Consider the following 7,861-nt stretch of genomic DNA (forward strand, 5'->3'; position numbering starts at 1 on the left):
TGACTGCAAGAGGCGGCTTCCTCCGCGACGGGAGGAAGCCTGAGGAGATTAATCGTGAGCGCCGATTTCGCGCAGTTTACGACCTTTCATCAGATTACGTTCAATATGTTCCAGCGAAACGTGTTTGGTTTCCGGCACCAGCCACAGCGTCAGCAGGATAAACAGCACGTTCAGAGCCGCATACACCCAGAAGGTGTTGGCGTTGCCCAGCGTGTTGAGCATGGTCAGGAACGTTGCGCCGACGATCATGTTGGCAATCCAGTTGGTGGCGGTGGAGCAGGTGATGCCAAAATCGCGGCCTTTCAGCGGCTGAATTTCGGAGCACAGTACCCAAATCAGCGGACCGGCGCTCATCGCAAAACCGACAATAAACATCAGCAGCATGGCGATGGCGAAATACTGTGCCGACGGAGAGTGGATACCGATATGCATCATTGTACCCAGCACGCCCATGCCCGCAGCCATGACGAGGAAACCCAGCGTCAGCGTTGGTTTACGTCCCCAGCGGTCAACAAGGCCGATTGCGATAAAGGTGGCGAGTACGTTGGTCAGGCCGACAATCACTGTCCCCCACATTTGCTCTGTGGTGTTAGTATAACCCGCCAGTTCGAAGATTTTCGGCGCGTAATACATGATGACGTTCATGCCGGTGAACTGCTGCATCACCTGCAACAGTACGCCAAGGAACACCGCGCGGCGGAAGTTGCTGTTCTCTTTAAACAGCGCCCAGCCACTCTGTTTAACCTGCAAACTTTCACGGATTTCATCCAGTTCACGTTTCGCTTCCGCGCTGGTGTCACGCAGGCGTAGCAGCACGCGTTCGGCATCAACAAAACGGCGTTTGGCGGCAAACCAACGTGGGCTGTCTGGCAGGAAGAAGACACCAATCAGCAGCAAAATTGCCGGGATGATAATCACACCCAGCATCCAGCGCCATGCGCCGGTGTAGCTGAAGGCGGTATCAGAAAGATAAGCACCGAGGATGCCGATGGTAATCATCAGCTGATACATCGAAATCATACTGCCGCGAATTTTTTCCGGTGCAATTTCAGAGAGGTAAAGCGGCGCGGTATAAGAGGCAACACCCACCGCCAGCCCCAGCAGAACGCGGGAAAGAATCAGCACTTCAACGTTCGGCGCAGCCGCAGAAAACAGCGAACCGGCAACAAACAGGATTGCGCCGATCATCAGGCTCTTTTTGCGCCCGAGTTTAAAAGAGAGCCAGCCACTGCCTACCGCACCGACTGCCGCACCAAACATCATGGAGCTTACGACCCATTCTTGCGTGTGCGAGGTTATCTGGAATTCATCTGCAATAAACGGCAATGCGCCAGCAATTACACCGATATCCAGGCCAAAGAGTAATCCCGCCAGAGCGGCAAGGAAGCAGACAAAAAACGTCATTGCCTTGTTTGACCGCCCCTGTTTTTTAGCGTCAGGCATGATGCCCTCCAATATGTTATTTTTTATTGTGAATTAAGATAGGTGAGTACGACGTAAAAAGATGTGAGGCAAATCACATTGGTGTAATCGCTTACACTAACATTTATAGTGATTATAATTTAAGTACATGAAAATAATTGAGTTATATCATCATAGATTAAACGCAGTTATCTGCAATTAAGACTTTACTGAAAAGAAATGTAACAGCTGTGAAAACTGAATAATATAGTGAAAATAGTATAAATATTTTGTTGGTGTGGTGGGTGTAATCGGTTTCAGTAGTGGTGATAATTTGCGGGTAAACGTGTTCAGCAACGGAATGTTGCTATCGTGTAGGCGGCTTTTTGCCGGATGCGGCGTGAACGGCTTATCCAGTCTACATGTAGCGATGGTTGCAGGCCTGATAAGCGTAGCGCATCAGGCTTTCTCTAGAAAAGAAAAGGCCAGCGCGAGGCTGGCCTTTGAAAACTGGTGTTGAAATATTATTTCAGACCGGCAGCATCGCGCAGCAGTTGCGCTTTGTCGGTTTTTTCCCATGGGAAATGTTCGCGACCAAAGTGACCGTATGCTGCGGTTTCTTTGTAGATCGGGTGCAGCAGATCCAGCATCTGAATCAGACCGTATGGACGCAGGTCGAAGAACTCACGTACCAGCAGGGTCAGCTGTTCAGAAGGTACTTTCTCAGTACCGAAAGTTTCGACCATGATGGAGGTCGGTTCTGCCACGCCGATCGCGTAGGAAACCTGAATTTCACAACGGTCGGCCAGACCTGCAGCAACGATGTTTTTCGCCACGTAACGTGCCGCGTAGGCTGCGGAGCGGTCCACTTTTGATGGATCTTTACCAGAGAACGCACCGCCACCGTGGCGAGCCATGCCGCCGTAGGTATCAACGATGATTTTACGACCAGTCAGACCGCAGTCACCCATCGGGCCGCCGATAACAAAACGTCCGGTCGGGTTGATGAAGAATTTGGTTGCGGAAGTCAGCCATTCAGCGGGCAGAATGGGCTTGATGATCTCTTCCATCACCGCTTCTTGCAGGGATTTCTGGTCGATCTCTTCAGAATGCTGGGTGGAAAGCACTACAGCATCGATGCCGACGATTTTGCCGTCGTCATACTGGAAAGTCACCTGGCTTTTCGCGTCCGGGCGCAGCCACGGCAGAGTGCCGTTTTTACGCACTTCAGCCTGACGCTGTACCAAACGGTGTGCATAGGTGATTGGTGCTGGCATCAGCACGTCGGTTTCATTGGTCGCGTAGCCAAACATCAGACCCTGGTCACCCGCGCCCTGTTCCAGCGGATCGGCACGGTCAACGCCCTGGTTGATGTCAGGAGACTGTTTGCCGATGGCGCTCAGAACCGCACAGGAGTTAGCGTCAAAGCCCATGTCGGAATGCACATAGCCAATTTCGCGAACGGTGTTACGGGTGATCTCTTCGATGTCTACCCAGGCGCTGGTGGTGATTTCACCGCCAACTAAGACCATGCCGGTTTTTACGTAGGTTTCGCAAGCAACGCGTGCTTTCGGGTCCTGTTCGAGGATCGCGTCTAAAACGGCATCAGAGATTTGGTCAGCAATTTTGTCAGGATGCCCTTCAGAGACGGACTCGGACGTAAAAAGGTGTTTTGCCATATTTAATATCACCAAAAGAGAATTTAGTTAGCTCAAACTGTTGTGTGGATTTTCTGTGGTAGCGGATCCTACCACGACTCTGCAGATTAAAAACACTGGCAGTCTGAGTGTTAATCAGTATGGATGGATTAACATCTGGACGGCTATTTTAGGTCACTTCTTCACCCAATTTCCACTTTTTTTTGAATCGTGTCTCATTCTGCTAAAAACGTAGCTGGAAATTTTTCCTGACAATGCTGGCATTCTGCGCATTTATCTTTTGCAATTTTCTGCCATTGTGGGGTATAAAACGCGGCGCGCGGCTTAAATAAAAAGCACACGACGTTTCTTTCGTGTTGCCACTTCCAGCCGGGTTGAAATCAGTGTTTTAGCTTGTTGGTTCGTCTTCGCAGGCGGCCGTGGAGGTGATACGAAATAATGAATCGTTGTCTGCTGCTTAATCTGTCGCACCGTTCTGGTGTAGATTCGTTCCCCGCATTCTGCATCTCTGCATTGCATACCTGCCGATGTTATACCCATCTCGGCGCTTCTCAGGATTCAAGAGCTGGCAACAGTTACTGAAGACTGAACAAGGGCGCTCTTGTAAAAAAACAAGAGTTTTCTCGTGGTTTCGCCGAACTGTCACACTTACGTTCGGTTATGTGTTTAATAATGTTATGAAAAAGAAACCGGTTGCGCAGTCGGAGCGTCAGCATACGCTGCTGGAAAATCCGTGTGCTTATGGGTTGTTATCGCAGTTTCAGGCTGCGATAGTGGTTAACTGTTTTACACTTAATAAAATAATTTGAGGTTCGCTATGTCTGACGACATGTCTATGAGTTTGCCTTCGTCAGCGGGCGAACACGGTGTACTACGCTCCATGCAGGAGGTTGCAATGAGCTCCCAGGAAGCCAGCAAGATGCTGCGTACTTACAATATTGCCTGGTGGGGCAATAACTACTATGACGTTAACGAGCTGGGTCACATCAGCGTGTGCCCGGACCCGGACGTCCCGGAAGCTCGCGTCGATCTCGCGCAGTTGGTGAAAACCCGCGAAGCGCAAGGGCAGCGCCTGCCAGCACTGTTCTGCTTCCCGCAGATCCTCCAGCACCGTTTGCGTTCCATTAACGCCGCGTTTAAACGTGCGCGGGAATCCTACGGTTATAACGGTGACTACTTCCTCGTTTATCCGATTAAAGTTAACCAGCATCGTCGCGTGATTGAATCCCTGATTCATTCAGGTGAGCCGTTGGGATTGGAAGCAGGTTCAAAAGCCGAGTTGATGGCGGTGCTGGCTCATGCAGGCATGACCCGTAGCGTTATCGTCTGTAACGGTTATAAAGACCGCGAATATATCCGCCTGGCGCTGATTGGCGAGAAAATGGGCCATAAGGTCTATCTGGTTATTGAGAAAATGTCAGAAATCGCCATTGTGCTGGATGAAGCTGAACGCCTGAACGTTGTTCCGCGTCTGGGTGTGCGCGCGCGTCTGGCCTCACAAGGTTCTGGCAAATGGCAGTCTTCCGGCGGGGAAAAATCGAAGTTCGGTCTGGCGGCAACCCAGGTACTGCAACTGGTTGAAACGCTGCGTGAAGCCGGACGTCTCGACAGCCTGCAACTGCTGCACTTCCACCTCGGTTCGCAGATGGCGAATATTCGCGATATCGCTACCGGCGTTCGGGAATCTGCACGCTTCTATGTTGAGCTACACAAGCTCGGCGTCAATATTCAGTGCTTTGACGTCGGCGGTGGCCTGGGCGTGGATTATGAAGGCACTCGTTCACAGTCCGATTGTTCGGTGAACTATGGCCTCAATGAATACGCCAACAACATCATCTGGGCGATTGGCGATGCCTGTGAAGAAAATGGCCTGCCGCATCCGACGGTAATCACCGAATCGGGTCGTGCGGTGACTGCGCACCATACCGTGCTGGTGTCTAATATCATCGGCGTGGAACGTAACGAATACACGGTGCCGACCGCGCCCGCAGAAGATGCGCCGCGCGCACTGCAAAGCATGTGGGAAACCTGGCAGGAAATGCACGAACCGGGGACTCGCCGTTCTCTGCGTGAGTGGCTGCATGACAGCCAGATGGATCTGCACGATATTCATATCGGATACTCTTCGGGCACTTACAATCTGCAAGAACGTGCATGGGCTGAACAGCTCTATCTGAGCATGTGCCATGAAGTGCAGAAGCAGCTGGATCCGCAAAATCGCGCTCATCGTCCGATAATCGACGAACTGCAGGAACGTATGGCGGACAAAATGTACGTCAACTTCTCGCTGTTCCAGTCAATGCCGGACGCATGGGGGATCGACCAGTTGTTCCCGGTTCTGCCGCTGGAAGGGCTGGATCAAGTGCCGGAACGTCGCGCTGTGCTGCTGGATATCACCTGTGACTCTGACGGTGCTATCGACCACTATATTGATGGTGACGGTATTGCCACGACAATGCCAATGCCGGAGTACGATCCAGAGAATCCGCCGATGCTCGGTTTCTTTATGGTCGGTGCCTATCAGGAGATCCTCGGCAACATGCACAACCTGTTCGGTGATACCGAAGCGGTTGATGTGTTCGTCTTCCCTGACGGCAGCGTAGAAGTGGAGCTGTCTGATGAAGGCGATACCGTTGCGGACATGTTGCAATATGTACAGCTCGATCCGAAAACGCTGTTAACCCAGTTCCGTGATCAAGTGAAGAAAACCGATCTGGATGCTGAGCTGCAACAACAGTTCCTGGAAGAGTTCGAGGCAGGGTTGTACGGATATACCTATCTTGAAGATGAATAATTAAGATTATTCCGCTGGCGGGTCGATTTATTTACGTAAATCGGCCCGCTTTCTTTTTATATATTCTTAAAAATAATTTGACTGCTTTTCTTATTAAATAATCACCCTACAATCGCTGTATTAATTAAATAGAGGGAACGGTAATGAAAAAATGGAAAGTACGTAGCGCGTTGGTGGCATTAGTCGTGTTGTTGGCTGGTTGCTCAAGTAATGCGCAGTATAATAGCAGTGCATCGGGCAATGTCGGCACCGCCTGGGGTGGGGATGTGCATTCAACGGTTCAGGGCGTATCTGCTGAACGCGCCTGGCGCGATCCGGCAGAGATGATCGTTATTAATTATTCGACAAATATTCCTTCCGGCTACGACCGTGTTTATAGCATTCGTATTAACGAACTGGAATATGCTATTCGTGATGCGAATTTTAATTCTCTACCTATTACGCGAGTTTATGATTCATCAAATAATGAACCGCGATATATTGTTCATGCCAGAGTGGGGATGAATTATCAATTATATGTCCGTAACTACAGCCGGAACACCAATTACGAGATCGTTGCTACGGTTGATGGCCTGGATGTTCTGAATGGTAAACAAGGTTCGTTGAATAACAATGGCTATATTGTGAATGCCGGTGATTCGTTAGCGATTAAAGGATTCCGCAAAGATAAACATACCGAAGCGGCTTTTCAGTTCGCCAATGTTGCAGATTCCTACGCCGCCAATTCGGCGCAAGGCGATGTGCGTAATACCGGGGTGATCGGCTTTGCCGCCTTTGAATTGCAAGGCCCGGCGAAAAACGCGCTGCCGCCGTGCTCTGGACAAGCCTTTCCGGCAGACAACAATGGCTATGCGCCGCCACCGTGTCGTAAATAGCAACCTCGCTTGATGCCTCGCCCATTTAAGGCGATAATTAGCGCAAACTTGTGTTTCGCAAATCCAACCCTTCCTCGTCGGGCCTAACGACGCGGAAGGGTTTTTTTATATCGACTTTGTAAGAGGAGTCCATCCATGAGCACCTTAGGGCATCAATACGATAACTCACTGGTTTCCAACGCCTTTGGTTTTTTACGCCTGCCGATGAACTTCCAGCCGTATGACAGCGATGCTGACTGGGTGATTACCGGCGTACCGTTCGATATGGCCACTTCTGGTCGTGCGGGTGGTCGTCACGGTCCGGCGGCTATCCGTCAGGTATCAACTAACCTGGCCTGGGAACATAACCGTTTCCCGTGGAATTTCGACATGCGCGAGCGCCTGAACGTCGTGGACTGCGGCGATCTGGTATATGCCTTCGGCGATGCTCGTGAGATGAGCGAGAAATTGCAGGCGCACGCAGAGAAACTGCTGGCTGCCGGTAAGCGTATGCTCTCCTTCGGTGGTGACCACTTTGTTACGCTGCCGCTGCTGCGCGCCCATGCAAAGCATTTCGGCAAAATGGCGCTGGTGCACTTTGACGCCCACACCGATACCTATGCGAACGGTTGTGAATTTGACCACGGCACGATGTTCTATACCGCGCCAAAAGAAGGTCTGATTGACCCGAATCATTCCGTGCAGATTGGTATTCGTACCGAGTTTGATAAAGACAACGGCTTTACCGTGCTGGACGCCTGCCAGGTGAACGATCGCAGCGTGGATGATGTTATCGCCCAGGTGAAACAGATTGTGGGTGATATGCCGGTTTATCTGACTTTTGATATCGACTGTCTTGATCCGGCATTCGCGCCAGGAACCGGTACGCCAGTGATTGGCGGCCTGACCTCCGATCGCGCCATTAAACTGGTACGCGGCCTGAAAGATCTCAACATTGTTGGGATGGACGTTGTGGAAGTGGCTCCGGCATACGATCAGTCGGAAATCACCGCTCTGGCAGCAGCGACGCTGGCGCTGGAGATGCTGTATATTCAGGCGGCGAAAAAGGGCGAGTAAGCGCCGGATAAGATGCGCACGGTGTAACAAATGTGCCATTAATGTCAGATGCGGCGTGAACGCCTTATCCGACCTAC

At 51.1% G+C, this 7,861-nt stretch carries 7 protein-coding genes and 1 pseudogene; 6 read left to right on the forward strand and 2 right to left on the reverse strand.

Annotated features, from left to right (window positions below):
* Nucleotides 1-48 precede the first annotated feature (48 nt).
* A complete protein-coding gene (galP, locus tag EQY_RS0114660; protein ID WP_001112301.1) occupies nt 49-1,443 on the reverse strand; it encodes a galactose/proton symporter in 1,395 nt (464 codons plus the stop codon).
* A gap of 482 nt (nt 1,444-1,925) precedes the next feature.
* Nucleotides 1,926-3,080, reverse strand: coding sequence for a methionine adenosyltransferase (gene metK / locus EQY_RS0114665; protein ID WP_001062128.1), 1,155 nt, complete (start codon nt 3,078-3,080; stop codon nt 1,926-1,928).
* A 55-nt stretch (nt 3,081-3,135) separates the two neighbouring features.
* On the opposite strand from metK, the pseudogene EQY_RS27225 reads away from it, so the two are divergent.
* From EQY_RS27225 to speB, 6 genes and pseudogenes are all read left to right on the forward strand, one after another.
* A pseudogene (locus tag EQY_RS27225) lies at nt 3,136-3,387 on the forward strand (hypothetical protein).
* A gap of 110 nt (nt 3,388-3,497) precedes the next feature.
* Entirely contained in the window at nt 3,498-3,641 is a 144-nt protein-coding gene (gene yqgG / locus EQY_RS27230) for a small protein YqgG (protein ID WP_272941840.1), read from the forward strand.
* Between the two features lie 95 nt (nt 3,642-3,736).
* Complete coding sequence (gene yqgB, locus EQY_RS0114680) at nt 3,737-3,868, forward strand: acid stress response protein YqgB (protein ID WP_001338822.1); 132 nt, start codon at nt 3,737-3,739, stop codon at nt 3,866-3,868.
* Nucleotides 3,869-3,876: 8 nt separating this feature from the next.
* Entirely contained in the window at nt 3,877-5,853 is a 1,977-nt protein-coding gene (gene speA, locus EQY_RS0114685) for a biosynthetic arginine decarboxylase (protein WP_010350365.1), read from the forward strand.
* A 143-nt stretch (nt 5,854-5,996) separates the two neighbouring features.
* On the forward strand, nt 5,997-6,728 hold the full coding sequence (locus EQY_RS0114690; protein ID WP_000758924.1) for a hypothetical protein: 732 nt from the start codon (nt 5,997-5,999) through the stop codon (nt 6,726-6,728).
* A 135-nt stretch (nt 6,729-6,863) separates the two neighbouring features.
* On the forward strand, nt 6,864-7,784 hold the full coding sequence (gene speB / locus EQY_RS0114695) for an agmatinase (protein ID WP_000105566.1): 921 nt from the start codon (nt 6,864-6,866) through the stop codon (nt 7,782-7,784).
* Nucleotides 7,785-7,861 lie beyond the last annotated feature (77 nt).

This window comes from Escherichia sp. TW14182 (assembly GCF_000208525.1).
GTDB lineage: Bacteria > Pseudomonadota > Gammaproteobacteria > Enterobacterales > Enterobacteriaceae > Escherichia > Escherichia ruysiae.

What these genes read in the sequence shown, in the direction of transcription:
- galP (WP_001112301.1), bottom strand. Translation starts at nt 1,443, where the DNA reads ATGCCTGACGCTAAAAAACAGGGGCGGTCAAACAAGGCAATGACGTTT.
- metK (WP_001062128.1), bottom strand. Translation starts at nt 3,080, where the DNA reads ATGGCAAAACACCTTTTTACGTCCGAGTCCGTCTCTGAAGGGCATCCT.
- yqgG (WP_272941840.1), top strand. Translation starts at nt 3,498, where the DNA reads ATGAATCGTTGTCTGCTGCTTAATCTGTCGCACCGTTCTGGTGTAGAT.
- yqgB (WP_001338822.1), top strand. Translation starts at nt 3,737, where the DNA reads ATGAAAAAGAAACCGGTTGCGCAGTCGGAGCGTCAGCATACGCTGCTG.
- speA (WP_010350365.1), top strand. Translation starts at nt 3,877, where the DNA reads ATGTCTGACGACATGTCTATGAGTTTGCCTTCGTCAGCGGGCGAACAC.
- EQY_RS0114690 (WP_000758924.1), top strand. Translation starts at nt 5,997, where the DNA reads ATGAAAAAATGGAAAGTACGTAGCGCGTTGGTGGCATTAGTCGTGTTG.
- speB (WP_000105566.1), top strand. Translation starts at nt 6,864, where the DNA reads ATGAGCACCTTAGGGCATCAATACGATAACTCACTGGTTTCCAACGCC.